This is a genomic window from Methylobacterium sp. WL120, from assembly GCF_008039465.1.
GTDB lineage: Bacteria > Pseudomonadota > Alphaproteobacteria > Rhizobiales > Beijerinckiaceae > Methylobacterium > Methylobacterium cerastii.
In genome coordinates this window covers 1-26,180 of record NZ_VRUT01000065.1, presented here as the reverse complement: position 1 = coordinate 26,180, position 26,180 = coordinate 1, and the positions used below count along the sequence as shown (strand labels likewise).

The following is a 26,180-nucleotide window of genomic DNA, read 5'->3' as shown; positions in this document are numbered from 1 at the left end:
ACCCTCGGCTGCCCCCTCGCCCCGCGTGCGCGGAGAGGGCTGCGACGACCTCGTCGTCGTCGCGGCGAGGCGGCAGCCGAGGGTGAGGGGGCGACTCGGAAGAGACTCTTCCGTTCGCGCCCCCTCACCGTCGCTTCGCCTCCGCTTCCCGGCTGCACGACGGCGTGCAGCCGGGCCTCTCCCCGCAAGCGGGGAGAGGGGGAACTCACGCGTGATCCGAGGCGCTGACGAATCGAGCTCCCGCAGAGGGGGAGGGAAGACCACTTTTCGGCGGAGGCGAGATTCGACGAAGGCGAACCCAGCCTAGGCGGCATCCGCAATGGCGAAGAGCGCAGGGTGCACGTCGCCCTCCTCCGCCACAGGCTCGGCCCGCGCGCCGTCCGGGAGGGCCGGCCCGAGCAGCCGCAGAAAATCCTCGGAGGCGGCGATGTCGAGGTCTGCGGCCTTGGCGCGGGTCTCGAGGCGGGCGAGGGTGTTCATCGCTGGGCCGAGCACGGTGTATTCGGCGCGCAAGCCGTCGTCGAATACGCCGACCAGGAGGTCGCCGGCATGGAGCGCGACGACCACGCGCAGCGGGAAGTCGCCCGTCGCGGCGCGGTCGCGGTTCAGCGCGGCGAGACGGGTGCGGATCGCGCGGGCCGCCGACCACGAACTCCGCCAGCACGGCGTCGCCGACGTACTTGTCGACGATGCCGTCGTGCTCGGTCACGGCCGTATGCGCCAGGGCGCGGACGGCGAGCAGCGCCCGCACCATCGTCTCGGGCGGGTGATCGCGGCTCAGGCGCGAGAAGCCGCGGATGTCGAGGGCCAGCAGGCAGGCATGGCGCCGGCGGGCGGTGCCGAGGTCGCCGTCGCGGGCGAGCTCGGCCGCGACCCCGTCGGGAACGAAGCGGGCGAGCTGCGCGCGCTCGTGCTCCAGGCGCACGGCCTCGCCGGCGGCGTGGCGCAGGCGCGCGATCCCGTCGACCACCACGACGCCGGCGGCGAGGAAGGTCAGCAGCCCCGGCGCCTGCTCGGCAAGGTCGACATGCGGCCCGAGAAAGCCGTCCGGGTCGACGAGGCCGGCCAGGATCGCGGCGCCCCAGGCGAAGGCGACCGTGCCGGCAAACAGCGCGGTGTGCCAGACGCGCATGCTGAGCGCCGTCTGGAGCAGGAGCAGGAAGGCCGGCAGCTGGCTCACCGCGTCGGCGCCCCCGCCGGTGTCGGCGGCGCCCGCCAGCATGTGCTCGACGATGACGTAGATCGCCAGCCCCGCGTTCAACGCGGTGCCGGCCCAGGCGAAGCCTTCCGCGTGACGCCCGTCCCCGCGCTCCGCCCGACCGAACCAGACCGAGCCGGCCGCGTAGAGGCCGAGGATGAACCAGTGGCTGAGCGCGTGCAGCGAGCCATCGTAGACCTGGGCCGCCATCAGCAGGACGAGCACGATCACCACGCGCAGGACCAGCAGGCGGCCGCCGGTGGCCCGCTGCGTGAGCCGCAGGACGGTATTCTCGTCTCGTGCGGCCTGCGCCGCCCTGTCGTCCCTCATGACGCGTGCGGCGCCTACCCGGCCCGGCTGAGCCGGCGGGCGCCGGCGAAGCGGTTGAGGAAGCGCGGCTCCTTCTCCGGCGCGACCCGGATGGCGAGGTGCAGCGTGCCGCCCTCCTCCATGCGCCGGTCGAGCACCTCGGCGTTCTCGTAGAGCCAGTGCAGGGCCGCGCCCTCCTCCGGCCCGAGGATCACTGCGAACGTCGAGCGCGTCCGGGCGATCCGCGCCTCGATCCGCGCGGTGAGGGCCGAGAGCCCCTCCCCCGTCAGCGAGGAGACCAGCACGGGGGCGGCGCCGTCGCGGTCGTTGCGGTCGTGGGCCGAGAGGTTGGTCAGCCGCGTGCGCTCGCCCTCGTCCAGCAGGTCGGCCTTGTTCCAGACCTCGATGATCCGGTCGGCCGACATCTCGATCCCGAGCTCGCCCAACACCGTGCCGACGTCCTCGGCCTGCGCCTCGGAATCGACGTGGGCGACGTCGCGAACGTGGAGCAGGATGTCGGCCTCGATCACGTCCTCCAGCGTGGCGCGGAAGGCGGCGATCAGCGCGGTCGGCAGGTCGGAGATGAAGCCGACGGTGTCGGACAGGATCACCGTCTCGCCGTGCGGCAGCTTGGTGGCGCGGGCCGTGGGGTCGAGGGTGGCGAAGAGCATGTCCTGCGCCACCACCTGCGCCTTGGTCAGGGCGTTGAACAGCGTCGACTTGCCGGCGTTGGTGTAGCCGACGAGCGCCACGATCGGGTAGGGCACGCGCGCCCGGCTCTGCCGGTGAAGGCCGCGGGTGCGGGTGACGGAATCGAGGTCGCGCTCGATCCGCGTCATGCGCTCCTGGATCATCCGCCGGTCGGCCTCGATCTGGGTCTCGCCGGGGCCGCCCAGGAAGCCGAAGCCGCCGCGCTGGCGCTCCAAGTGGGTCCAGGACCGCACGAGCCGCGACTTCTGGTAGGCGAGGTGGGCGTGCTCGACCTGGAGCGTGCCCTCCCGCGTCGAGGCGCGGCGGCCGAAGATCTCGAGGATCAGGCCGGTGCGGTCGATGACCTTGGCGCCGAATTCCTTCTCGAGGTTGCGCTGCTGCACCGGCGACAGGGCGCAGTCCATCACCACGAGACCGATCTCGCTGGCCTTGATCAGGCCGGCGATCTCCTCGACGCGGCCCTTGCCGAGATAGGTCGAGGGCCGGATGCGGGCGAGGCTGAGCGGGATCGCCTCGACCACGTCGAGCTCGATCGCGGCGGCGAGACCCACCGCCTCCTCCAGGCGCGCCTGCGTCGAGCGCGAGACCGGCGCCGGCCCGTGCGGCGATGCGGCGGCGGTGCGGCTGAGATAGGGACCGACGACGAGGGTGTGGGTCGCGGCGGCGATCTCGCCTTCCGGCGCGGCCATCGCCTGCAGTCGGGCCTCGCCGGAGGTCAACGTCTCGGTCATGGAATCCTTGGGCCGCCACCCTGCGTCAGGCGGCGGCGTGATGCGTGTCGGGACCCTTCAGATGGGGCGCCGCGGGCAGCGAACCAAGATGGCGCAATGCGCGTGTCGACCGCGGGCCGGCTCACGCCTTCTCGGGGGCGGTCTCGTCCGGCTCGAACAGCTGCACGGGATGACCCGGCATGATCGTCGAGATCGCGTGCTTGTAGACGAGCTGGGAATGGCCGTCGCGGCGCAGAAGCACGCAGAAGTTGTCGAACCACGTCACCACGCCCTGCAGCTTGACGCCGTTGACGAGGAAGATCGTCAGCGGAATCTTGTTCTTGCGGACATGGTTGAGGAAGGTGTCCTGAAGGTTCTGTGCGCGTTCGGCCGCCATCTTCTTATCCTTTGTTATCTTGGCGCCCGCCTTCGAAGGCGGGTTCTCGATCTTGTCGCGCCGTCGATCCCGCCACCGCTTCGCTGGTCTTGGAGGAGCCTGCGGCGGACCGGATCTTCATATTACGCGTTCAATTCCCCCGTCGATGCAAGACCCGAACCGGGTCCGCATGCGACGAAAGGGGGCTGGTTCTCACCGCGGCCGCCATGCGTCCGCAAGGGGCTCAGGGGCCGATCCCCAGGGACTTGAGCTTCCGGTGCAGGGCCGAGCGCTCCATCCCGATGAATTCCGCGGTGCGGGAGATGTTTCCCGAGAAGCGGGCGATCTGCGCCACGAGGTACTCGCGCTCGAAGATCTCCCGCGCCTCGCGCAGCGCCAGGCTCATCAGCTTCTCGCCGCCGGCCCCGTTCGGGGTCGTCGGCACCAGGGCGCCGATCTCGGAGGGCAGCATCTCCGAGGTGATCTCCTGGTCCGGGTCGGCCTGGGTCAGGATCATCAGCCGCTCGACGTTGTTCTTGAGCTGGCGCACGTTGCCCGGCCAGTTGTGCGATTGCAGCACCGCCATCGCGTCCTGGCCGATGACCCGGCGTGGCAGCCCGGTCTGGGCCGAGATGTTGTCCATGAAGAACTGGATCAGCTCCGGCACGTCCTCGCGGCGCTCCGAGAGCGAGGGCACGCGGATCGGCACCACCGAGAGCCGGTGGAACAGGTCCTCGCGGAAGCGCCCGGCGGCGATCTCCTCGGCGAGGTCGCGCGACGACGACGAGATGATGCGCACGTCGACGTGCACGCGGGTGGTCCCCCCCACGCGCTGGAAGTTCTGATCGACGAGGACGCGCAGGATCCGCCCCTGCGTCTCGCGGGGCATGTCGGCGACCTCGTCGAGGTAGAGGGTGCCGCCATGCGCCTCCTCCAGCGCGCCGACCCGCCTGCCCTGCTCGCCCCCGGCCTCGACGCCGAACAGCTCCGATTCCATCGTCTCCGGCAGGATCGCGGCGGCGTTGAGCAACACGAACGGGCCGCTGGCCCGCGCCGAGGCCTTGTGCAGGCCGCGCGCCGCGAGCTCCTTGCCGGAGCCCAGCGCGCCGGTGATCATGACCCGGGCGTTGGTCGGGGCGACCCGGTCGAGGGTCTGGCGCAGCTGGTTGATCGCGACCGAGCCGCCGACGATGCGGTTGGCGGTGCCGGAGCGTGCCGTGAGGTCGCGGACCTCGCGCCGGAGGCGCGAGGCCTCCAGAGCGCGCTCGGCCACCAGGATCAGCCGGTCGGCCTTGAACGGCTTCTCGATGAAGTCGTAGGCGCCGGCCTTGATCGCCGAGACCGCGGTCTCGATGTTGCCGTGGCCCGAGATCATCACCACCGGCAGGTCCGGATGGGACGCCTTGATCAGGTCGAGCACCTGCAGGCCGTCGAGGCGCGAGCCCTGCAGCCAGATGTCGAGGAAGACGAGGTGGGGGCGGCGCGACTCGATCGCGGCCAGCGCCTCGTCGGAACTGCCCGCGGTGCGCGAGCGGTGGCCCTCGTCGTCGAGGATGCCGGCGACCAGGTCGCGGATGTCGGCCTCGTCGTCGACCACCAGGATATCGGCGCTCATGGCTGCATCTCCGCAATCATTCGGGGGGCCGTCGACGCGGCGCCCTTCTCGTCAGGGTTGGCGCGGGCCGGGCCCGCGTCGTCCGCGTGCGGCAGCGCCCGGGGCACGCGCATGCGCACCTGGCCGCCGCGGCCGGCGGGGTTGTCGTTCAGCTCGATCCCGCCGCCATGCTCTTCCAGCACCTTGCTCACGATCGCCAGACCGAGGCCGGTGCCGCCTTCGCGAGTCGTCATGTAGGGCTCGAGCAGGCGCTGGCGCCCCTCGGCGGGAAATCCCTTGCCGTTGTCGGTCACCGCGATCGTGGCGAAGCCCTCCTCGACGGTGAGGCTTAAGGAGACCTTGCCCTTGCCGAGCTCGGCCTCGGGCACCTCGGCCACCGCCTCGACGGCGTTCTTGAGGATGTTGGTGATCACCTGGCTCAGCAGGCGGATGTCGAAGGCCGCGGTGATCTTCTCGGCCTCCGCCGTCCCGGTGCCGCCGACGCCGTGGGCGGTGAAGGCGAAGTCGATGTCGGGATGCGCCACCCGCATCATGAACAGGTTCTGCTTGGCGATCTCGGTGAGGTCGTTCTCGGCGATCGCGGGCTTCGGCATCCGGGCGAAGGACGAGAACTCGTCGACCATGCGCTTGATCTCGTCGACCTGACGGATGATCGTCGCCGTGCACTGGTCGAACACCTCCTTGTCGGCGGTGATGACCTTTCCGTACTTGCGCCGGATGCGCTCGGCCGAGAGCTGGATCGGGGTCAGCGGGTTCTTGATCTCGTGGGCGATGCGGCGGGCCACGTCCGCCCAGGCCGAGGTGCGCTGGGCCGAGACGAGGTCGGTGATGTCGTCGGCCGTCACCACGAAGCCGCGCGCCCCGCCCTGCGCCTGCTCGCTGGTGACCCGCACCGCGATGGTGCGCTCGCGCCCGCCGCGGGTGAGCTGGATCTGGTGCGCCTGCGCGCGCTGGCGCCCTTCCGTGCCCGGAAGGAGCGGCGCGAGCTCCGGCACCGCGTCGGACAGGCGCTGGCCGACGAGCGCGCCGTCGGCGAGGTCGAGCATCCGCTCGGCGGCCGGGTTGGCGATGGTGACGAAGCCGCCGGCGTCGACGCCGACCACGCCGGGCGAGACACCCGACAGCACGGCTTCCGTGAAGCGCCGGCGGCGGTCGATCAGGTCGCTCGCCGCGGTCAGCCCGGCATGCTGGCGGCGCAGCTCCTGCGTCATCTTGTTGAAGCTCTCGCCGAGGTGGGCGAGGTCGCCGTCGGTCTTCCGCGCCGGGACCTGGGCGTAGAAGTTGCCCGAGGCGACCTGGTCGGCGGCGTTGATCAGGCGGCGGATCGGGGCGACGAAGCGGTTGGCGAAGTTCATCCCGAACCACACCGCCGAGAGCAGGGCGATCAGGGCGATCAGCACGAAGATCGAGGCGAAGGTCACCTGGATCGAGGTGCGCAGCGAGTCGTAGGTCAGGTATTCGGCCGCCGCCGCCCGCGACACGCCGGGGAAGTCGATGGCGAGCTGGTTGACCTCGCGCTGCACCAGCAGCACCGCGTCGTCGTAGGCCGGCATCCGGAACATCGCCGCGAAGACGCGGCCCTCGGTCGGCAGCAGGCAGATCGGGTCGCTGGACTTGGCCGCGTCCTCGAAGGCGGCGGCCGAGGGCAGGCGCGTCGTCTTCAGCACGTCGATCTTGGCGCGCGCCACCACCTCGTTCGGCCCGCGCATGATCTGGGCGACCGGCAGGCCGAGGTTGCTCGCGCGGGTGGTGAGGAAGTTCTCGAACCAGTCGCGGTTGACGTCGAAGTTCGGCCGCGCTCGCGTCAGGTCGTCGTTGAGGATGCGGATCTCGCGCGCCAGCGACTGGCACTGGTTCTCCTGGTAGGCGTCGGCCACCTCCACGGACTTCAGCACCACGTCGCGGACCCGGTCGGTGAAGCCGAGCGAGAGGCCGCGGTCGATCGTCACCGAGGCGACGACGGCCAGCAGGCAGGTCGGCAGGATCGCGATCAGCGAGAACAGGCCGACGATGCGGGTGTGGAGCCGGGCCACCGCCGCGTTGGCGCGCCGCGCATGCAGGAAGACCCGCGCCTCCCAGGCGATGATCACGGCGAGCCCGAGCACCAGGGCGACGTTGATCGCGAGCAGCGTGACGCCGATCGTCGGCGTCGGCGTCACGCGGATGACGCCGGCCAGGATCAGGAAGGTGGCGATCGCCGAGACCAGCGCGGTGACGACCACCACGGCGCCGATCCAGCCGGGCCCGCGCGGCCCCGGCCGCATCGCGTCGGGGGCGGCACCGGCCTCGTCGGGCCTTGCCGGCGAGGCCTCCGAAGGGGCGCTCAAAGCCCTGAATCGCGAAAACGGCATGGCTGATGCAGGGCCACAACAGTGTGGCGAAATTATTACGAATCGGGCACGGGATGGGCGCTGGCGACCGCGCCGGGCTGGTCCGACCCGCGACGCTTCGGCCTCGCGGCCGGTGCTTGGACCCCGCGCCGGACGATGCTATCCCGATCGACGGAGGCGAACGGGGTCTGGTGGCCCTCCTGGTCTTCAAAACCAGTGGTACGCCCAAAGCGTACGGTGGGTTCGATTCCCATCCGCTTCCGCCAAGCGTCCTCCCGCCCGCCCTCGTCGAACCGCCTTTCGCGATGGCGCGCCTCACGCCTTGGTGCGGGAGCCCGTGGAGTCTAGGACGCCCGGACCTTGGTTCCGGACGCGGTCCCGCTCATGTTCTCGACCCTGATGGTCGTGCTGCCGATCTTCGCGCTGGTCTTCGCGGGGTGGCTGATGCGGCGGTGCGACGTGCTCGGCGACGGCGCCACGGCCGAGCTCAACCGGTACGTCGTCTACCTGGCCCTGCCGGCCCTGCTCTTCGACGTGATCGGTCACACCCACGCGGCCGAGATCTGGCAGCCGGGCTTCATCGCGGTGTTCGGCCTGAGCAGCCTGATCGTCTTTTCCGCCACCGTGGCGTTCCGCCTGCGCCGTCCGATGCCGCTCGCGGACGCGGCGATCGACGGCCTCAACGCGGCCTACGCCAACACCGGGTTCATGGGCTTTCCCCTGGCGCTGGTGGCGCTCGGCCCGGCGGCGCTCGCGCCCACCACCATCGCCGCGATCATGACCGTCTGCGTGGTGTTCGCGGTCGCCATCGTCCTGATCGAGATCGGGCTGCAAGGACAAGGACAGGGCCGGCGCGCGGAGCTGGTGCTGAAGGTCGCCCGCTCGCTCGTGCGCAACCCGCTGCTGATCGCCCCCGCCCTCGGCGCGCTGGTACCGCTTTCGGGGGCCTCCGTGCCGGCGCCCGCCGAGACCTTCCTGAAGCTGCTCGGCGGGTCGGCCGCCCCGTGCGCCCTCGTGGCGCTCGGGCTCTTCCTCGCCCGCCCGCGCACCGGGGACGCGCCGCCCGCCGCCGCGACCGCCCTGCTCGTCGGGCTCAAGCTCGTGGTGCATCCGCTGCTGGCCTACGGCCTCGCCCGCGCCTTCGGCCTGCCGCCGCTCCTGCTCCACACCGCCGTGCTGATGGCGGCGCTGCCGACCGGGACCGGGCCGTTCATGCTCGCCGAGTTCTACCGGCGCGAGGCCGCCGTGACCTTGAACGTCGTGCTGGTCTCGACGGTCGTCTCGATCCTCACCGTCTCGGGCTACCTCGCCGCCATCCGCTGAGCTGTGGCCGCACCGCAACGCCCAGCCCGGGAGCGACGCCCGGCCATCGATCTCGTCTTGTTATGATGTTACATTCACGCAATGTAACATCATAACGTGATCTGACGGGGCGTGATGCGAAGCGGGCAAGGGATACTCCAAGGGACGCTTCAAGAGACGGTCCAAGCGACACTGTGGGCGGCGCTTCTGGGCGTCGGCCTGCTGCCGGCGGCGGCGCGTGCGCAGGATGCGGTCGCCCTATCCGAGCTCAGCGTCACCACGGCGAGCCCGATCCAGCCCGGTCCGAAGGCGCCGCCGGATGCGAGCCTGCCGGCCGGCATCCTGCCGGTGGCCGTCGACACCTTCTCGCCGGTGACGGTGGTGACGCGCGACCAGATCGCCCGCGAGCAGCCGCGCACCCTCGGCGACGCGCTGATGGACCGGCCCGGCATCTCGGCCTCGACCTACGCCCCGGGCGCGGCCAGCCGCCCGATCATCCGCGGCCTCGACAACAGCCGGGTGCGAATCCAGGAGAACGGCGTCGGCATCCAGGACGTCTCGGAACTCGGCGAGGACCACGGCGTGCCGATCAACCCGCTGGTCTCCGACCGGATCGAGGTGATCCGCGGGCCGGCGACCCTGCGCTACGGCAGCCAGGCGATCGGCGGCGTGGTCTCCTCCGAGAACAACCGCGTGCCGACCTTCATCCCGCCGCGGGGCTATGCCGGCCAGGTCACCACCGGGTATTCCAGCGTCGACAACGGCCGGCTCGTGGCCGGCACGGTCGACGCGGGCTCGGAGAACGTCGCGGTCCACGCCGACGGCTTCAGGACCGGGGCCGACAGCTACGACACGCCCGCCGGCCTCCAGGCGAACTCCGCCAACCGCTCGCAGGGCGGCGCGGTCGGCATCTCGGCGATCGGCGACCGCGGCTTCGTCGGGATCTCGTTCAGCCACTACGACGCGCTCTATCAGATCCCAGGCGGCGAGGCGGCCGACAGCCGCACGCGCCTGAACCCGAACCAGGACCGGGTGCTGGCCCGCGGCGAGTATCGGCCGCTCGAAGGACCGTTCGAGGTGATCCGGTTCTGGGCCGGCGGCTCGGTCTACAAGCACCAGGAGATCGGCCTCGGCGAGGACGGGATCGACGGGGTGCAGGCGACCTTCAAGAACCGCGAGGCCGAGGGCCGCGTCGAGCTGCAGCACGTGCCGGTCTTCACCGCCCTCGGCACGCTGACCGGCGCGCTCGGCCTCCAGGCCGGGCGGCGCGAGATCGGGACCTCGGGCGAGGCGGGCACCCTGCTGGCGCCGACCGATTCCCGGTCGAACGCCGCCTACCTGTTCGAGCAGCTCGACATCGGCCACGGCCTGCGCTTCCAGGCAGCCGGGCGGATCGAGGGCGACCGCTCCACCGGCACGGCGACGCGGTTTCCGGGAGACTACCTGCCGGTGGCGGGCGAGGACCCGCTGGCCTTCGGCCGCCGCCGCCGGTTCGCGCCCAAGAGCCTCAGCTTCGGCGCCCTGCAGGACCTGCCCTACGGCTTCGTCGCGAGCCTGAACGGGTCCTACGTCGAGCGCGCGCCCACCGCCTTCGAGCTGTACTCGCGGGGGGCGCACGACGCGACCGCGACCTTCGAGATCGGCGATCCCGACCTCAGGAAGGAGCGGGCGCGCACCGTCGAGGCCAGCATCCGCCGGGCGGAAGGGCCGCTGCGCCTCGACGCGACGGGCTACGTCACCCGCTACACCGGCTTCATCTACAAGCGCGAGACCGGCACGCGCTGCGGCGACGCCTTCGCCTCCTGCGGCTCGGACGACGACCTGCAGCAGATCGTCTATTCGCAGCGCAACGCCACCTTCTCCGGCGCCGAAATCGGCGCGCAGCTCGACCTGATCCCGGTGGGCGACGGCTGGGCCGGCCTCGACGCGCAGTACGACTTCGTCCGCGCCCAGTTCGACGACGGCACCTACGTGCCGCGGATCCCGCCCCACCGGGTCGGCGGAGGCGCGTTCGTGCGGGCGGACGGGTGGTACGCCCGCGTGTTCCTGCTGCACGCCTTCGCCCACACCGAGGTCGCGCCGCTGGAGACGACGACGCCGGGCTTCGACGACCTGCGCGCCGAGGTGAGCTACACCCGGCCCCTCGACCCGGCCGTCTACGGCGCCAGCGCGGTGACGCTGGGCGTCGCCGGCCGCAACCTCCTCGACGACCGCATCCGCAACTCCGCGTCGTTCAAGAAGGACGAGATCCTGCTCGCGGGCCGCAACGTCCGGGTGTTCCTGACCGCACGGTTCTGATCTTGGGGACGCAAGCGATCCCCGCCCGGCGACGCCTCAGCGCCGGGGCCTGTCGGGGGAGGCCGGCTTCGGCTTGGGCGCCGGCAGGTCCACGGCGCCGGCCGTCGTCCACTGGCACACCGCGGTGCCCTGCAGGGCGAGGCAATCGTACTGCGCGCCGCCGAGCGCGACGTGGTCGGCCAACGCCGCGACCCGGTCTCGCGGGTACGCCGTGCAGCCGAGGTGCTCGGCCTTGGCGTCGGCCAGGCGCGCGAGGGCGGCGGCCTCGTCGGGCGCCTCCCGCCGCAGGAGGCGGTAGTTCGCCAGGGACGGGCAGGCGATCACCGGCGCGGCGACCGGCCCTTGCACCGGGGCCGTGGCCTTGGCCGGCCTGGCCGGCGCCTGGGCTCGGGCAGGCCCGTACACGGCGAGCCAGGACAGGGACGTGGCGAGCAGGATCGCGAGACGCATCCCTCTTCCTAAGCGCAGCCCGGCAGCGCGCCAAGGCCGCGAGCGCCGCACGGCTCGGGGCCCGGGGCGTCGCGACGGGGGCGGATTCAGGCCTGCGCCCGCAGCTTGGCGAAGCGCTTCACCGCCCGTTCCCGGCGCACGCGCGAGAGCCGCGCGATCCAGAACACGCCGTCGAGCTGGTCGATCTCGTGCTGGAGGCAGGCGGCCCGGAACCCGTCCGCCGCCTCCTCACGCTCGATCCCGTCGAGGTCGTGGAACCGCACCCGGATCGTGGCCGCCCGCTCGACCGGCTCGGACACGCCGGGCATCGAGACGCTGCCCTCCCGGGCGGTGGCGCGCTCGGGCGAGCGCTCGACGATCTCCGGGTTGACGTAGACCGTGGCCGCGCCACCGGGCTCCGGGCGCAGCACGACGAGGCGCCGCCGCACCCCGAGATGGGCGGCGGTCAACCCGGCCGCCGCGGCCGCATCGAGGGCCTCCGTCACGTCGCGGGCGAGGTCGCGCAGGTCGGCGTCGAAGGCCCCGACCGGCTCCGACGGCAGGTCGAGGCGCGGGTCGGGATAGAGGATCAGCGGACGGGCGGCCATCGGGTCGGGATCTCGCGGCTCGGGGGGACGGGCAATTCGGAGGGGATACCGCAACGCCGCGGGGAATGCCGCGTTGGGCTCCCGTCCGCACCGCCGTCCCCGCAGGCGCGCGGGGCAACCTCAGCGATGAGATCGAAAAAGCGCTTGTGCGGTGCAAGAGGCACGCGTAGGGATTTCGCGCAACACGTTTCGGGAGAATTCGGCAATGACCCTTCGTCTTTCCAACAGCTTCGCCGCCCTCGTCCTGGCTACCGCCACCCTGGCCGCCCCGGTCGCGTTCGCCAAGCCGATGAGCGGCGCGCAGGCCGTCAAGATGATCGACACCGACAACGACGGCACCGTCGACATGAAGGAGATCGAGGCCACCGCCTCGGCGACCTTCGACCGCCTCGAGAAGGATTCCGACGGCACCCTCGACAAGAAGGAGCTGAAGGGGCGCCTGAGCGTCGCCGGCCTGAAGCAGGCCGACCCGGACATGGACGGCACGGTCGACAAGAAGGAATACCTCGCCGCCGTCGCCGACCGCTTCAAGGCCGCCGACCCGGACGGCGACGGCACCCTCGACGCCAAGGAACTGAAGTCCCCCGCCGGCAAGGCCCTGCTGACGCTGATCAAGTAAGTCTCCCGGCGCGACCCTGCGGGGTCGCGAAGCTGACGGCCCCGACGAGCCGCCCCGGAAACGGGTGCGGCTCGTTCGCGTTCGGACGGCGCTCACGCCGCGCGATGGGCCGTGCGAGTCGCGCGGCATGCGAATTCTGTTGACGAATATCAACCACAGGATGCAATCTGCCGTCGTCGTGGGGGCAGGTACAGCATGAGCATCGATCACCCGAAGGTCGCGGTCCAGCCTTCGCTCGTCGCCGAGATGCGCGAGATCATCGAGGAGACCCGCAAGACGGTCGAGGCCTCGCAGGCGGTCCTCGATCGCTGCGCGACGCCGGTCGCGGAGGCGCCGGCGCCCGAGGCGATCGACCCGGCGGCCGAACGGGTCGGCCTGCTCGAAGGCATCGCCGACGGCCTGATCGTCGCCCACGAATATGCCAAGCTCGACGACGACGCGGCGACGCTCGCCCTGGTCGAGAAGGCGATGCTGCATGTCGGCCGCCGCCTCGCCCAGGCGATCGGCCCGAAGAAGGCCGGCATCGCCTGCCACTAGGGCATCTTCAAGCGAGGCGAATGCCGGCTCGCGTGAGGACGATGCGACCTCGCAGCCGTTGAGAGCATCGTCCGGCGAGGCGCCAGCGTGGCCCGGCGTCAGTACTCCCATTCCGCGCCGACGCCGACGCTGGTGCGGCCGTCGCTGCCGGCCTCGCCCTGGATCTTCACCCGGCGCGTCACGTCGTAGTCGATGGTGGCGCCGGTGTCGGCGGGCTTCGCGCCGGCCTTGATGCCGACGCTGAGGCGGTCGCTGAGGTAGCGCGAGGCGCCGAGGGCCGGGCCCCCGCTGGTCCCGGTCGAGACGTCGAGGCTGTCGAGGCCGAGGCCCTTGCGCGCCGCCTCGAACACGTCGACGCCCCCTGCCCCGCCGGAGAGCTGCGACACGGCCTGCGCCAGCTGCAGCGCCTGGAACGGCGACAGGCTGCCCGACGCCTTCTTGAACAGCAGCCGCGACAGCACCTCGTCCTGCGGCAGGCTCGGGTCCGAGGAGATCGCGAAGACCGGGCTGTCGGCCGGGCCCGAGACCGCGATGCGGGCGGTGATGTCGGTGGCCTTGGTCTCGGCGATGAAGTCGAGGTCGGGCGCCGCGATCGCGCCGCCGAAGGTCACGCGGCCGCGGGTGAAGTCGAGGCGCTGCCCGATCACCGCGAGGCGCCCGCGCCGAAGCTCGAACGCGCCGTTGGCGGTCGGGTCGCGCGAGGTGCCGGTCACGCGCAAGCTCCCGCCGAGTTCGGCGTCGATGCCGCGCCCGCGCACGAAGATGCGGTTCGGGGCCGACACCGCCACGTCGAGGGTGGCGTCGAACGGCACGGCGGGCTTGCCGCGGCGCGGGCCGCGCTTGCCGACGGCGGCCACCTGCGCGCCGCGCGCGGCCTTGGCGTCGAGCCGGGCGCGGATGTCCGGCGGGGTGTTGATCCGGCGGATGCCCGGCAGCGGCTGCACCGTGGCGGGCAGCCGGTCGGGCACCGACACGTCGATCGAGACCACGTCGACGCGCCCGGCGATCCGCGGCGTGCGCGCCAGCGGGCCGGAAAGCGCGAGGTTCAGGCTCGCGACCGCCGTCATCAGCGGACTCGAGATCAGCTCGGCGCGTTCGCCCGCGATGCGGATCGTGCCGGGAAAGCCGGCCTGCGGCTCGAGCGCCACGCGACCGTCGGCCCGGAGCTGGCCGCCGTTGCGGGTCGCCAGGGTGAGGCGTTCGAGGACGATCGTGTCGCCGCGCCCCGTGGCGCGGCCCTCGATGTTGGTGAGCCGGATGCCGTTGAGCGGGTCGGCGAAGCTGCCGCCCACGAGCGTCGCGCTGCCCTCCGCCCGCGGCGCGGCCAGCGTCCCGGCCACGCCCGCGTCGATCGTCACGCGGCCTGCGACGCGCTGGCCGCCGACGCTGAGCAGGCTGTTGGCCAAGGCGGCGTCGAGCGTTCCACGCGCCTTCACCGCGAGCTCGCCGCCGGCCCCCGCGGGCAGCGAGCCGGACAGGGTCATCGCGACGCCGGGGCCGGCGGTGATGCGCCCGTCGAGCCCGATCCGGCCGTCGCCGAGGTCGCCCGAGGCCCGGGCCTCGATCGGTGGCAGGCCGGCCTTGCGGGTCTCCGGCGTGACGAGGCGGGCGACCGTCAGAGCGTAGTGCCCCTGTGGACGGTCGGCGGGCCCGCGGATCGCGGCCTCGCCGTCGAGGGTGCCGGCGAGCGTCAGGCCGGGCGAGGCGATGCGTGCGAGCGCCAGCGGCAGGGCGCGGATGCCGACCGTCAGGTCGTTGTCGCGCCCCGCCCGGCCTGCCACCGTGACCCGGCCCGTGCCGGCGGCGATGGTCAGGCCCTCGATCCGGGCGCCGTTCCCGTCGAGGGTAACGGTCGCGGGGCCGGCCAGCGCCAGCCGGTCGGCGCCGCGTGCGGCGGAGAAGCGGATCAGGTCGATGCGCGTCGCCTTGTCCGCGCCGTCGCCGGGGCCGACGCGGGCGGCACCGTCGAGGTCGAAGCCGCGGGCGCGCGCCTTGAGCGCGAGGTCGGTCGCAGCCGTGGAGCCCGTCGCAGTCAGGCGCACCGTGTCGAGGGTCTGGTCGGCGGCGACGAGCCGGTCGGCCTCGACGCGCCCATCGATCCGCGGAGCGCCGCGCAGCTCCGGTCCCAGCAGGTCCTGCCCCTTCAGGTCCGCGTCGAGCCGGGCGAGGCCGACCGCGCCGGCCTGCAGCCGTTCGCCGGTCGCGCGGATCGTCGCGTCCTGCCGCCCGCCCGCGCGCGACAGGGCGATGTCGGCGTCGAGGCGGCCGGTGAGCCGGGTCAGCGCCAGCGGCGTGAGGTCGTCGAGGTCGCCGGCCTTGAGCTGGACCGCGCCCTCCGTCAGCCAGGTCGCGGCGTCGAGGGCGGCGTTCCCGGCGAGGCTCACCGAGCCGAGGCCCAGGCCGAGCCGGTCGAGGCGCCAGTCGGCCCCTGCGCGCGCGAGGTGCGCGCCGCCCTGGAGCGGCTTGCCGCCGACGGTGCCGCCGACGGCGACCGTGCCGTCGAGGGCGCCGGTCAGGTCCTTGAGGGTCGCCTCGATCCGCAGCGCCCGCACGGGGCGGCCCATGCCGCTGGCCTGGTCCGCGCTGATCAGGGCGAACAGGTCGGGCCGTTCGAGGCTGCCGGAGAGCGTGCCGGAGAGGCCCGCCCGGCCGGAAAGGTGCTCGTCGAGGGCGGACAGATCCTTCAGGTCGACGTCGAGCCGGGCGTCGGCGACCCGGGCGGTGGCGCGGCCGTCGAGGCGGCCGACGACGGCGGCGCCCTCGAGCTTGGCGGCGTCGAAGGCGTAGCCGTCGTAGACCTGCGACAGGCGCCCGGTGACGCGCGGCTCGGTTCCGAGCAGCCGGTCGAGCACGGGGCGGCCGAGCGACAGCGCCTCGGTGCGCAGGTCGAGGTCGGCGGTGACGGCCTTGCGCGCCGGATCGCCGTCGAGCTTGGCCGTGCCGGACATCCGCCCGGCGAGCGGCCGGCCGGCGAGGTCCGAGAAGGCGGTAAGGTCGGACAGGACGGCCTCGACCGTGCCGGTGAGGGTGTTGCGGCCGACGCGGCCGGCATAATCCGCCCGCATCGTCGGCGCCTCGACGTGCAGGCGCGAGACCGCGACCACGTTGTCGGGCTCCAGGGTGCCGCGGAAGTCGAAGGCGGCCTTGGTGCCGAGCGCCCGCCGCAGGGCGGGGTCGGGCAGCGTCAGCCCCTCGACCCGGGCGTCGGCGCTCAGGGCGAAGCGGTCGGCCGCTTCGGGCTCGGCCGAGAGCCGGGCCTCGACGAGGTCCAGGGTGCTGTCGCGGGTGCGCAGGCCGGCGGCCTTCAGGCTACCCGCCACGCGGGGCCGGGCGAGCGGCCCCTTTAGGCTTCCGTCGAAGACCAAGGTCTTGAGCTCGCTCTCGGCGGCCCGGGTCACCCCGCCCTCGGTCGGCACGGCGCGGGCCTGGAGGGTGAAGTCGGCGTTGCGCGCCGCGTCGAGGGTGCCGCGCGCGTCAAGGCGGGCAGTGCGGGACGCCAGTTCGAGCCGGTCGATCCGCAGGGCGCCGCCGTCGGAGAAGCCGAGCGCTCCGTCGAGCTTGGTCGTGCCCGAGAACACCGCGGCGGCGGGGCCGGGCAGCAGCCCCTCGATGCGCGCGGCGAGGTCGAGGGCGAGCCGCCGCTCGGACCCGACCCGCGTGATCCGGGCGCCGCCCTGCGCGCCGATGGTTTCGCCGGCGGAGAAATCGAGGCGGGCGTTCCACGCATCCAGCGTCCCGCGCCCGTCGAGGTCGAGGTCGACCGGCGGGGCGCCGGGCATGTTTAGGCCCTTGGAGAGCAGGCCGCCGGCCGGCTCGTTCAGGGCCGCCTTCACCTCCAGGCGCTCGCCCTGCGGCACGAACAGCAGCTTGAGGCCGAACCGGCCGCCGGCATCCTGGCGCTGCACCGCGGCGTCGAGGTCGAGCCCTTCGGACGGCGCGCCGAGTTTCGCCCGGCCCTTGGCCGAGAGCCGCGCCGGCTGGCCGGCGATGCCCTCGCCGAGCACGAGGTCGGCCAGGGAGAAGTTCTTGATCTCGACCTTGACCGGAAGGTCCGGCAGCAGGGTTCCGTCGGGCTCCGGCGTCGCGACGACGGCGGCGGGCACCGGGCGCCGCAGCACGTCGAGCCTGCCGACCTCGAGGGTGTCGACCTCGAGCCGGCCGGACAGGAGCGCGAGGCGCCGCCAGACGATGCGCGCCCGGTCGAGCTTGAGCCAGACTCCGTCGCGGTCGCTGATCGCCACGTCGCGGATGACGGCGTCGGACGACAGCGCGCCGTCGACCGCGCCGATGGCGACGCGCGACGACGGGGTCGAGAGCGCCCGCGAGAGCAGGCCGCCGAGCACGGTCTTCTCGGCCTCGTCCGCGGCGTGGGTGACGGCTGCGGGAGCGGAAAGCCCGACGACGAGGAGCGAGGCGGCGAGCGCGACGCGCGTTCCGCCCTGCCCCACGGGACGGCGGATCCCTGCACGGCGCAACGCCGCCGGACCGAGCGCGGGCCCCCTCTCCCGGCCGGGAGAGGGTCGGGGTGAGGGATGAGAAGTGTCCGGAGCGGTCACGCCCCTCGCCCCAGCCCCCTCCCCCTGGGAGAAGGCGCCGCGTCGCGTGTCCCAGATTCCCATCAGAACGACTGCCCGAGGCTGATGTAGAGCGCGACCGGGCGCTCGTGGTTGCCCTTGATCCGGTCGAGCGGGAGGGCGACGTCGACGCGGATCGGGCCGATGCCGGTGTAGTAGCGAAGCCCGAGGCCCACCGCGGTGCGGATGCGTTCGTCGAAGTCGGGGAGCGAGCCGGCGAACGCGGTGCCGGCATCGAAGAACGGCACCACGCCGATCGTGTCGGTGATCTTGATCCGGGCCTCGAACGAGGCTTCCAGCAGGCTCCGGCCGCCGACCGGCAGGTTGAACGGCCCGCGCGGCCCGAGCGTGCGATAGGGGAAGCCGCGCACCGAGCCGCCGCCGCCGGCGAAGAACCGGATGTTGGCCGGGATGTCCTCCAGGCTGGCGCCGGAGATCGAGCCGAAGCCGAGGCGGCCGGCGAGGATGTAGCGCGCCTCGTCGTCCAGCGCGTAGTAGGTCGAGCCCTGCGCCTTGGCGACGAAGATCGACGGATCGGAGCCGAGGAAGCCGGCATAGGGCGTCGCCGAGGCGGTGAGCCGGACACCCTTGGTCGGGTCGAGCAGGTTGTCGGTGGAATCGTAGGACACCGAGACCGGGATGCCGACCAGGCGGTAGTCGACCTTGCCCAGCGCGTCCTGGGCGCGGCCCGCCTGCCCCTCGACGCCGACCTGCGCGTAGAACGTGTCCGAGAAGCGGTGGCGGACGCCGAGCGTCCCGCCGGCGGCGTCGGCGACGTAGCTCTGCTGCGCCTCGCGGCCGGCGAAGAGGTTGGCGATCAGGTCGTTGCGGGTGCCCCAGAGCGCCGGCTTGACGAAGGTGGCCGACAAGCGCCCGCCGAGCCCGTTCGACTCGATGCCGGCGAGCTTGCGCTGCGTCGCGTAGAGGTCGTTGCCGAGGTAGAACAGGTCGGCGTCGAGGCGGATGGTCTCGCCGCCGCCGAACAGGTTGCGGTTGGCGTAGGTCGCCCGGATGCCGGGGCCGTCGACGGTGGAGTAGCGCGCCGAGACGCCGATCAGGTTGCGGTCGCGCTCGGTCACGTCGACGAAGATCGGCAGGTTGCCCTGCCCGTCCAGCGCCTCGCCCTCGCGCACCCGCACCGAGCCGAGGCCTTCGACCTTCACCAGCGCCCGCCGCATGTCGGAGAGCGCCTTGGGCGAGTACGGGTCGCCCGGCTCCGCGTAGATGAAGGAGCGCACCACCGCCGGGTCGATGTCCTTCGTGCCGCGCACGGCGACCGCGCCGAGGCCGGCGCGCGGGCCGGGGTCGACGGTGAAGGTCACGTCCATGACGTGGGCGGCGTCGTCCACGACGGGATCGCGCGACACCACCTTGGCGAAGGGGTGGCCGCGCTCGCGGAAGCGGTCGACGATCTTCGCCTCGCGGGCGAGCACCAGGCTGGAGCGCGCCGGGGTGTCGTCGTCGACCCGGGTGAAGCGCGGCGGCAGCACGTCTTCGGGGAAGGCCTGCCCCTGCGGATCGCGGACAGTGACGGTGCGGATCGTGTAGAGCGGCCCGGCATCGACCGCGATGCGGACCGGGACCAGGGCGCGGGCGCGCTCGGATTCCGCGGCGCGGGCGGCGGCGATCAGCGAGGCCTCGCCGCCGAGCACCACCTCCTCGATCCGCACGGTGACGCGGCCGGCGTAGTAGCCGTAGCCGGAGAGCGCGTCGGGCAGGCGCCGGATGTCGGCCTCGGCGCGGCGCACCAACCCCTCCCCGTCCGGCGGCGGCTCGCGGCGCAGGCGGTGCAGGGTCGAGGTGTCCTCCAGCGTCTTCTCCAGGTCCGAATCGTCGGTGCCCTGGATCTTGAGCGCGTAGGGCAGCGCCGCGGCGCTCGGGGCCAGGGGTTCCTCCTCGGAGCCGAACAGCCCGAACAGGTCGAAGGCCGCGGCCGGCGCGGCGGACAGCGACAGGCCGGCGGCGACGATGGAGCTGAGGACGGCGCCGGCCCGAGCGCCGTCGCGCGTGCCGTTCCGAACGCGCGGTCGGTCCCGGTTGCGTCGCGTCACGCCCGGCGGCCGGCCGTGCGCTGCAGGTTCGCGGCGTGCGAACGATCCGTCGCGATCATTTCGAAGTCCCCCCGTTGCCGCGATGCCGATCATGCCACGGCAGGCCTTAAGGAAGGCCGCCGCCGGTCCCCCGCCCGAGCCGGATCCGGGGTCGATCGGGCGCGGGGTCGATCGCCAGGACCCCATCGCGCACGCGGTCGAGCCTATCTGCCCGGGCCGGCTGCGGCAACCTTCGGCGGGCGCCGCGACGGTCGGCGCCACCGTTGGCCGCACTCTTGTCAGACGCCCGGGCGCGACCTACCTCTGCGACTGCGTCGATGCTTGCCGGCCGCCGCCGGGTTGCTCCGCCCGCTGTCCCTTTAGCCTCTTGCAAGGGCGTTGCTTCGACTGACATTCCATCTCGACATCCATACTCCCTCGCCCATCCCCACGCGTGGACAGCCGCTCGGGCCGGCGGGGTCAACACATCTGATACGACGGAGGTAGGCGCCATGAGCACGGGCACCGTGAAGTGGTTCAACGAGACCAAGGGTTACGGCTTTATCCAGCCGGATGACGGCGGCAAAGACGTGTTCGTCCACATCTCGGCAGTCGAGCGCGCCGGCATGCGCAACCTGATCGAGGGCCAGAAGCTCTCCTACGAGATCGAGAACGACAAGCGCACCGGCAAGCAGTCGGCCGGGAACCTCCAGGCTGCCTGATCCGACGGACGACGCCTCCGGACTTGAAGTCCGGGGGCGTCAACCTAGTCACTTGCTGTCACGGCGCTGCGGCATTTCCGCATCCGTGGCTGGATTTGGGTGGCGCGACGACGATTTCCGCGCTTCGTCACGATTTCCCGATGACGTCCAGGTTGCATGCCGGCAAGCGCTCGGTCATTGGCTTTTTCGATCCGCCGCAGGGCGGAAGACGCTTTGCTGCAGGGCCCGTTCCCCCGGCCCCGTCCCACGGATTGATCCGGCGCGGACGCTCCCGAAACCCCGAAGTGAGACACCGTACGAGAAAGGTCAGATGAGCGCATTCGACTATCGCAATTTCGACGATCGCCGTCAGCATTCCGCAGCCGCCAAGGCTGCCCTGCTCGCCAAGTTCAAGGCGCGCCCCCCGGCCGACGACCCCGAGATGATCGCCAAGGCCAAGGCCCGCGCCGAGCTCGTCCAGGCCCGCGAAACCCGCACCCGTGAGCGCGAGGCCGCCCGCATCGCCGCCGAGAAGCAGGCCGCGGAAGAGAAGCGCGCCCGCGAGGAGGCCGAGCTTTCCGCTCAGATCGCCCGCGAGGCCGCCGAGGCCGCCGCGCTGCAGGAGCGCAAAGCCTCCGAGCTCGCCGCGAAGAAGGAACTTCGCGATGCCCGCTACGCCGCCCGCAAGGCCAAGGTGAAGACCAAGCGCTGAATCCCGGACGCGCCAGCGCATCCGGCCGCCACACGACGCCGTCCGTTAGCCGCGGACGGCGTTGCCGTTTTCCGAGGAGGGCAAGCCGCCCTGTCCGTGGATGCCGAAGGAAAATCATGATCGCGCGGGACGTCCGACATCGTGCGCGCTGGGCCGCGATCTGCTTCACCGTCCTGCTCGTGACGCCGGCCCACGCGGAGCCTGACGACCGGATCGCCGCCTGCGACACGCTCGTCTCGCTGCGCCTTCTCGCGACGGCCAATCCCGATCGCGCGGCCGCCCTCGCCGCGGCCGCCGGCCGGCCCGGATGCAAGGCAGTCTCCCGCGCGGACGTCGGGGCCGTCGAGCATCGCGCGATGATCGGTGGCGCGCCGTTCGAATGCCTCGCCGTGAAAGGCGAGTCGGCCTGCCTCTGGGTCCAGCCTTAGCGACCAGACATTCGGATGGTCGAAGCCACGGCTCGCCGTGGCGGCGAGCGCATCGGGGGCTCGGGCCGAACCGCCGATCCGGCTTCGAGGACGCCGCCGGCATGCGCTGGTCGAAGCCGATGACTTCAACACGCAAGCATCGCCGGCGCCGTCGCCGACGCGATTCCAGGCGTCAGGCGCTCAGCGGCGCGCCGATGCGGGCGCGGAGCTGGAGCCGCAGGTTCTCGTTGGCCAGGTTCTCGTGGGCGTTGCCCTCGGCGTCGAGGGCCGACATCAAGCGGAGGAGTTGGCTGATCGGCGTGGCGCGGCTCTGGACCGCCTCCGCGATCCGCTCGTGGAGGGGCCTGTCGATGCAGGGGATCCAGGTCTGTACGCTGGTCTCGGCCGTCTGTTGCATGATCCGCCCCGTCCTCAGAAGGATCCCAGGAAGTTCCGGCGGGGTGGCTACGCCTTTCGCGCCGCCGGCGCCAGCCTTATCGCGCGCTGTCCGTAGCCGGCGCGAGACTGCGTCGCATCCCGGCCACACGCATGCCAGGAATGCGGGGACAAGAGTGGGCAAGCTGGCGAATCACCCGTCGCCGGGCTTGCGTTTCGCCAGGGGCGAGGCCTCGAAATCCGCGAGCAGATGCTCCGGGCTGCGGTAGATCGCGATGCAGCCGGCGGCCCGCAGGTCGGCCTCGGGGAAGCCGCCGCACAGGAGCCCGATCGTGGCGAGCCCGGCCTTGCCGGCGGCCTGCGCGTCGTAGGGCGTGTCGCCCAAAACCACGATCTCGCTGCGATCGACGTCGTCGAGCCGCTTCAGCGCCGCCTGGAAGATGTCCGGATGGGGCTTCGAGCGCTCGGCGTCGTCCGAGCTGGTGGCCGCGTCGACGAGGTCCTCGATGCCGAGCACCTTCTGGTAGTGCTCGACCTCGCTACGCTTGCCCGAGGAGGCCAGCGCGATGGTCGTGCCGTCGGCGCGAAGCCGCTCGAACAGGGCGCGCACCCCCGGAAACGGCTTCACCCGGTCGCGGTAGTCCCGCTTGAACAGGTCGGAGCGGTAGGCCTCGATCGTCTCGCCCTGGTCGCGAAGCTGCGCCTCCGACAGGAAGACCGGCATCAGCTCGTCGCCGCCCTTGCCGATCTGGCTGCGGACCTCGGCGAAGTCGGTCTCCACGCCGAAGTGGCGGAAGGCCTCGACCCAGGCTTCCGCGTGGAGGTCGACGCTGTCGAGCAGCGTCCCGTCGATGTCGAAGATCGCGGCTTTCATCGGATCAGCGCGGAATCGGGACGAGGCGCAAGCCGTCGTCGGGCAGCAGGTTGCGGGTGGGGCCCCCGGTCTGCTGGCCGCGGCCCTGCTGATAGTAGGGCAGCTCCGGCCGCCGGTCGTTGTCGCCGCCGGAATCGTAGGCCCAGGCCGGCTGCCAGGGCGCGCGCCCGCCGACGGTGATCGGCACGGTCTCACCGAGGGGACCCGCCGCCGGACGGTCGCGGTAGACCTGCGCCTGCGCGGTGGCCGGGACGGCGAGCAGGGCGAGGAGAAGGCCGGCTGTGCGGAGTGTCATCGGATCCTCGTGACGGAACGGGCGGCGCGCGCGCGGCGCGCTCGCGCCTTCACCGGCAAATGCGTCTCGTCGGACAACGGTACAGCTTCGCCCCCGTTCCACGCCGCGTGTCGGAGCCTCAGCCCGCCGGAGCGTCGGTGCGCGGGTGGACGCGCCAGACGTAGACGCACAGGATCGCCACCGGCACGCCGAGCAGCGCCGTGCCGACGAAGAACCAGGCGAAGCCGACATCCTCGATGATGAAGCCGGAGGCGCCGGCGAGCAGGCTGCCGGGGAGCGCACAGAGCGAGGTGAGCAGCGCGTACTGGCTCGCTGCGTGCTCGCTTGAGGCCAGCGACGACATGTAGGTGATCAGCACGATCGAGGCGAAGGCGTAGGCGAAGCTGTCGATGCTGACGGCGGCGGCGAAGGTCCAGAACGCCCCGCCCCCGTCGCCGCCGTGGATCGCGAGGTAGGCGAGCGCGAGGTGCGAGGCCGAGCCGAACACGGTGCCGGCGACGAGGCTCGCCAGGATGCCGATCCGCGGCACCACGAAGCTCGCCAGGAACGTGCCGGAGAGCGCGACGCCGAAGCCGAACAGCTTGGTCACCGTGGCGATGTCGGTGTTGGAGTAGTGCAGGCTCTTGAACAGCGGCATCGCCATCGCGCTCGACACGTAGCCGGGCATGCGGAAGCCCGCGACCATCACGAGGATCGGCACCGCCATCGGCCCGAGCCGCGTGATCAGCTCGCGGATCGGCGCGATCACGGTCTCGACGAAGCCGGCGCGGGCTTGGGAATTGACATGGGCGGCGTTCCGATCGGATTCCGGCTCCGGCGCCATCAGCGCCGCGATCATGCCAGGCGCCATCAGCACGGCCATGCACAGGTAGGCGGCGCGCCAGCCGTAGGCGTCGGAGAGGTAGAGCGCGCCGGCGCCGGCCGCGAGGTTGCCGACCCGCCAGCCGACCTCGGCGAAGGACGACATCAGCGCCTGCCGCTCGGCCGGCGCCACGGTGATGCGCCAGCCGTCGATCACCACGTCCTGCGTCGCGCCGGCGAATCCCAGCGCCAGCGAGAACACCACCGTCCAGGCGAGCCAATGCGCCGGGTCGCCGAAGGCGATGCCGGAAAGCGTCAGCGCCACGCCGGCTTGCGTGGCGACGATCCAGCCGCGCCGCCGGCCGAGCCAGCGCCCGAGGATGGGGGCGTCGTAGCGATCGAGGAACGGGGCCCAGAGGAACTTGAACTTGTAGGCCAGCGTCAGCTCGCTCAGCAGCCCGAGGATGCCGATCGGCACCTTGGCCTCCGCGAGCCAGGCCGACTGCGTGACGTAGACCAGCAGGAACGGAATCCCGGAGCTGAAGCCGAGCCCGAGCATCGCTGCGATGCGCCGGTCGGCGAGGTGGCTCAGAAAGGACGGCTTGGCGGATGCGGGCGCGGCGGCCCCGCTCCCGGCGACGGCGTCTGGCATGCGGACCAAAACCCTGCTCTCGGAAAGACGCGAACCCGTCCCGCGCGGCCGAAGCACCGGGTATCCCGCATCCGACGCCGTCCGAGAAGGGCGAGGACGGCGACAAGAGCCCTTCGAACGATCAAGAGCCGTTCGAACGACAAGGGCCCTTCGAACGGCGAGAGCCCGCCCCTCGGGCGAGGGACGGGCTCTTGCGGTCGACGTCGAAGGGCCGTGCGGCGCCTCAGTGCAGGCTGGCGCCCGTGGCGGCGCGGGCGGATTTCGGCTTGGCGGCGAGGCCGGCGGCGGCGAGCGCCTTCGGAGCCTTGGGGGCCGCCGTCTTGGAGGCCGAAGCCTTGGTCGCGGTTGTCTTGGCAGATATTGTCTTGGCAACCGGCTTCGCGGCGACCTCGGCGGGCTTCGCGACGGCCTTGGCGCGGCTGGCGCGGGGCTTGAGGGTCTTGGCCGGGCTCGGCGCCAGGCCGGTCGCGGCGACGGCCTCGATCGTCAGGATCGGCGCCGGCGCGGCGACCTCGGCCTCGGCGCGCAGCCAATGGGCGTCCGCGCGGCCGTGCACGCGGCCCTCGTCTTCCCAGATGTAGTAGGCGCGCTCGCGCACCCGGTGCTCGATGACATCCATGTCCGTCTCCCGTTGCTGTCCCTGGGAAACGATGAAAGCCGGTGGTTAAGGCGCGGTTAACGGGTTGCTGCGGTGCGAAACCGCCCTCCCCCGCAGAAGGATCAGCCCTTCGACAGCCGGCGCGCGTTCGCGCGGACCTTGCGCCGATAACCGGCGATGACCTTCGCGGTCGAGGCGCCGGAGGCCACCATCAGCGCTGCCTCGCCCGCCGCCACCACCTTCTCGGTGACCATGCGCTGCGCCTCGGCCTGGCCCACGGCGCCGCCCGCCGCGATCTTGATCAGCCGCATGCCGATCACCTGCTGGGATTCGAACGCCAGCATCGTGGCGTCCATCCCGAGCTTGTACCAGGAACCGAACATGCGTTGACACTCCAGGCGCTCAGCGCTCGACAAGCGACCCCGGCCGCCGGAGGTTCCCCCGCCCGGCCGCCGCGTCGCATTCAAGATTTTCGGAGGGAAGGGCGACTTATACCGAACCTCGGTGAGCCCGACTCATCGAGGTTCGGCCCCCGCGACTGCGGGGCGGCGGGCGTCCGCCGGACCTCATGGGTTCTGACCCATGAGACTTGGCATTAGTCGAAGCTGCGGCCCTTGGCGGCCGAGCCGCCGAGGCTGATCTTCTTCGCAGGCCCCCCGAGGCTGACCTTCTTCGGCTTCGGCGCGCCGGCCTCGACCACCGGGACGGGCGCGGGCGCGGGCTTGAGGTGCGCCTGCCCATGGATCACCGAGCCGACCTCGCCCGCGACCCGGATCAGGTCCTCGCGCTCGCAGGCGCGGGCCACCTTCAGGCCGAGCTGGTGCATGTGGCTCTTGCCGTAGAGGTAGGCCGCGAGCTGCGCCCGCTTGAGGGGCGCGATCCCGGCGACGATCTCGGGGAAGTCGTACTCGTCGGCCCGGTAGACCTCGCCGAGCAGTTCCAGGGAGACCGGGCAGGCGGCATCGGGCTCGGCGCCGCTGGTCGGATGGGCTTGGGTCATGGATCACCTCGGGTCGATGTCGGGTCCCCGGCGAGGCCGGCGACCGCGTCGGGGGATGGGTCGGCCGGAGCGGGCGCGGTCCGCGCACCCTCCGGCGG

At 72.2% G+C, this 26,180-nt stretch carries 23 protein-coding genes and 1 tRNA gene; 8 read left to right on the top strand and 16 right to left on the bottom strand.

Translation table 11 applies throughout. From position 1 onward, the window contains the following. Window positions 1-205 precede the first annotated feature (205 nt). The 5 genes from FV229_RS13790 to FV229_RS13770 form a co-directional block, all read right to left on the bottom strand. Window positions 206-1,528: an adenylate/guanylate cyclase domain-containing protein gene (locus tag FV229_RS13790; protein WP_147752534.1), complete on the bottom strand. Its 1,323-nt coding sequence runs from the start codon at window positions 1,526-1,528 to the stop codon at window positions 206-208. 14 nt (window positions 1,529-1,542) lie between these two features. Further along, window positions 1,543-2,949: a GTPase HflX gene (hflX, locus tag FV229_RS13785; RefSeq protein ID WP_147752533.1), complete on the bottom strand. Its 1,407-nt coding sequence runs from the start codon at window positions 2,947-2,949 to the stop codon at window positions 1,543-1,545. A 121-nt stretch (window positions 2,950-3,070) separates the two neighbouring features. Further along, on the bottom strand, window positions 3,071-3,325 hold the full coding sequence (hfq, locus tag FV229_RS13780) for an RNA chaperone Hfq (RefSeq protein WP_066925253.1): 255 nt from the start codon (window positions 3,323-3,325) through the stop codon (window positions 3,071-3,073). 223 nt (window positions 3,326-3,548) lie between these two features. Further along, the gene (locus tag FV229_RS13775) at window positions 3,549-4,919 is read right to left on the bottom strand and encodes a sigma-54 dependent transcriptional regulator (RefSeq protein WP_147752532.1); all 1,371 of its coding nucleotides are present in this window, start codon (window positions 4,917-4,919) and stop codon (window positions 3,549-3,551) included. Beyond that, window positions 4,916-7,270 (bottom strand): PAS domain-containing sensor histidine kinase, encoded by a 2,355-nt coding sequence (locus FV229_RS13770; protein WP_147752531.1) that lies wholly within the window; start codon window positions 7,268-7,270, stop codon window positions 4,916-4,918. The genes FV229_RS13775 and FV229_RS13770 overlap by 4 nt, the downstream gene beginning before the upstream one ends. 152 nt (window positions 7,271-7,422) lie before the next feature. Between FV229_RS13770 and FV229_RS13765 the strand changes: the two genes are divergently transcribed. The 3 genes from FV229_RS13765 to FV229_RS13755 all read left to right on the top strand — a co-directional run bounded on the left by FV229_RS13765 (window position 7,423) and on the right by FV229_RS13755 (window position 10,849). Beyond that, window positions 7,423-7,515, top strand: a tRNA-Sec gene (locus FV229_RS13765). Between the two features lie 118 nt (window positions 7,516-7,633). Then, the gene (locus FV229_RS13760) at window positions 7,634-8,572 is read left to right on the top strand and encodes an AEC family transporter (RefSeq protein ID WP_147752530.1); all 939 of its coding nucleotides are present in this window, start codon (window positions 7,634-7,636) and stop codon (window positions 8,570-8,572) included. A 114-nt stretch (window positions 8,573-8,686) separates the two neighbouring features. Further along, on the top strand, window positions 8,687-10,849 hold the full coding sequence (locus FV229_RS13755; RefSeq protein ID WP_147752529.1) for a TonB-dependent receptor: 2,163 nt from the start codon (window positions 8,687-8,689) through the stop codon (window positions 10,847-10,849). Between the two features lie 36 nt (window positions 10,850-10,885). Here the strand turns inward: FV229_RS13755 and FV229_RS13750 are convergent, their stop codons facing one another. Together FV229_RS13750 and FV229_RS13745 are read right to left on the bottom strand one after the other, a co-directional pair. Beyond that, window positions 10,886-11,299 (bottom strand): hypothetical protein, encoded by a 414-nt coding sequence (locus FV229_RS13750; protein ID WP_238272097.1) that lies wholly within the window; start codon window positions 11,297-11,299, stop codon window positions 10,886-10,888. A gap of 86 nt (window positions 11,300-11,385) precedes the next feature. Then, the gene (locus FV229_RS13745; protein WP_147752527.1) at window positions 11,386-11,886 is read right to left on the bottom strand and encodes a peptide deformylase; all 501 of its coding nucleotides are present in this window, start codon (window positions 11,884-11,886) and stop codon (window positions 11,386-11,388) included. Between the two features lie 205 nt (window positions 11,887-12,091). On the opposite strand from FV229_RS13745, the gene FV229_RS13740 reads away from it, so the two are divergent. Together FV229_RS13740 and FV229_RS13735 are read left to right on the top strand one after the other, a co-directional pair. Further along, the gene (locus FV229_RS13740) at window positions 12,092-12,505 is read left to right on the top strand and encodes an EF-hand domain-containing protein (protein WP_147752526.1); all 414 of its coding nucleotides are present in this window, start codon (window positions 12,092-12,094) and stop codon (window positions 12,503-12,505) included. 195 nt (window positions 12,506-12,700) lie between these two features. Continuing rightward, window positions 12,701-13,042, top strand: coding sequence for a hypothetical protein (locus FV229_RS13735; RefSeq protein WP_147752525.1), 342 nt, complete (start codon window positions 12,701-12,703; stop codon window positions 13,040-13,042). 98 nt (window positions 13,043-13,140) lie between these two features. Here the strand turns inward: FV229_RS13735 and FV229_RS13730 are convergent, their stop codons facing one another. Both FV229_RS13730 and FV229_RS13725 read right to left on the bottom strand, forming a co-directional pair. After that, entirely contained in the window at window positions 13,141-17,490 is a 4,350-nt protein-coding gene (locus FV229_RS13730) for a translocation/assembly module TamB domain-containing protein (protein WP_246688190.1), read from the bottom strand. A gap of 170 nt (window positions 17,491-17,660) precedes the next feature. Next, a complete protein-coding gene (locus FV229_RS13725; RefSeq protein ID WP_246685429.1) occupies window positions 17,661-19,586 on the bottom strand; it encodes an autotransporter assembly complex family protein in 1,926 nt (641 codons plus the stop codon). Between the two features lie 572 nt (window positions 19,587-20,158). On the opposite strand from FV229_RS13725, the gene FV229_RS13720 reads away from it, so the two are divergent. The 3 genes from FV229_RS13720 (at window position 20,159) to FV229_RS13710 (ending at window position 21,487) form a co-directional block, all read left to right on the top strand. Then, window positions 20,159-20,368 carry a cold-shock protein gene (locus FV229_RS13720; RefSeq protein WP_147752522.1) on the top strand — a complete coding sequence of 70 codons (210 nt, stop codon included), beginning with the start codon at window positions 20,159-20,161 and terminating at the stop codon, window positions 20,366-20,368. A 310-nt stretch (window positions 20,369-20,678) separates the two neighbouring features. After that, window positions 20,679-21,059, top strand: a complete 381-nt coding sequence (locus tag FV229_RS13715; protein WP_147752521.1) for a DUF6481 family protein — start codon at window positions 20,679-20,681, stop codon at window positions 21,057-21,059. Window positions 21,060-21,175: 116 nt separating this feature from the next. Then, the gene (locus FV229_RS13710) at window positions 21,176-21,487 is read left to right on the top strand and encodes a hypothetical protein (protein WP_147752520.1); all 312 of its coding nucleotides are present in this window, start codon (window positions 21,176-21,178) and stop codon (window positions 21,485-21,487) included. 172 nt (window positions 21,488-21,659) lie between these two features. Here the strand turns inward: FV229_RS13710 and FV229_RS13705 are convergent, their stop codons facing one another. From FV229_RS13705 to FV229_RS13675, 7 genes are all read right to left on the bottom strand, one after another. After that, window positions 21,660-21,884: a hypothetical protein gene (locus FV229_RS13705; RefSeq protein ID WP_147752519.1), complete on the bottom strand. Its 225-nt coding sequence runs from the start codon at window positions 21,882-21,884 to the stop codon at window positions 21,660-21,662. 171 nt (window positions 21,885-22,055) lie between these two features. After that, window positions 22,056-22,736 carry an HAD family phosphatase gene (locus FV229_RS13700; protein WP_147752518.1) on the bottom strand — a complete coding sequence of 227 codons (681 nt, stop codon included), beginning with the start codon at window positions 22,734-22,736 and terminating at the stop codon, window positions 22,056-22,058. 4 nt (window positions 22,737-22,740) lie between these two features. Next, a complete protein-coding gene (locus FV229_RS13695) occupies window positions 22,741-23,031 on the bottom strand; it encodes a hypothetical protein (RefSeq protein WP_147752517.1) in 291 nt (96 codons plus the stop codon). Window positions 23,032-23,149: 118 nt separating this feature from the next. Next, complete coding sequence (locus tag FV229_RS13690; RefSeq protein ID WP_147752516.1) at window positions 23,150-24,484, bottom strand: MFS transporter; 1,335 nt, start codon at window positions 24,482-24,484, stop codon at window positions 23,150-23,152. Between the two features lie 223 nt (window positions 24,485-24,707). Next, the gene (locus FV229_RS13685; RefSeq protein WP_147752515.1) at window positions 24,708-25,103 is read right to left on the bottom strand and encodes a DUF2934 domain-containing protein; all 396 of its coding nucleotides are present in this window, start codon (window positions 25,101-25,103) and stop codon (window positions 24,708-24,710) included. 101 nt (window positions 25,104-25,204) lie between these two features. Then, window positions 25,205-25,465, bottom strand: coding sequence for a hypothetical protein (locus tag FV229_RS13680; RefSeq protein WP_147752514.1), 261 nt, complete (start codon window positions 25,463-25,465; stop codon window positions 25,205-25,207). A 212-nt stretch (window positions 25,466-25,677) separates the two neighbouring features. Next, a complete protein-coding gene (locus FV229_RS13675) occupies window positions 25,678-26,082 on the bottom strand; it encodes a hypothetical protein (RefSeq protein ID WP_147727278.1) in 405 nt (134 codons plus the stop codon). Window positions 26,083-26,180: the final 98 nt, after the last annotated feature.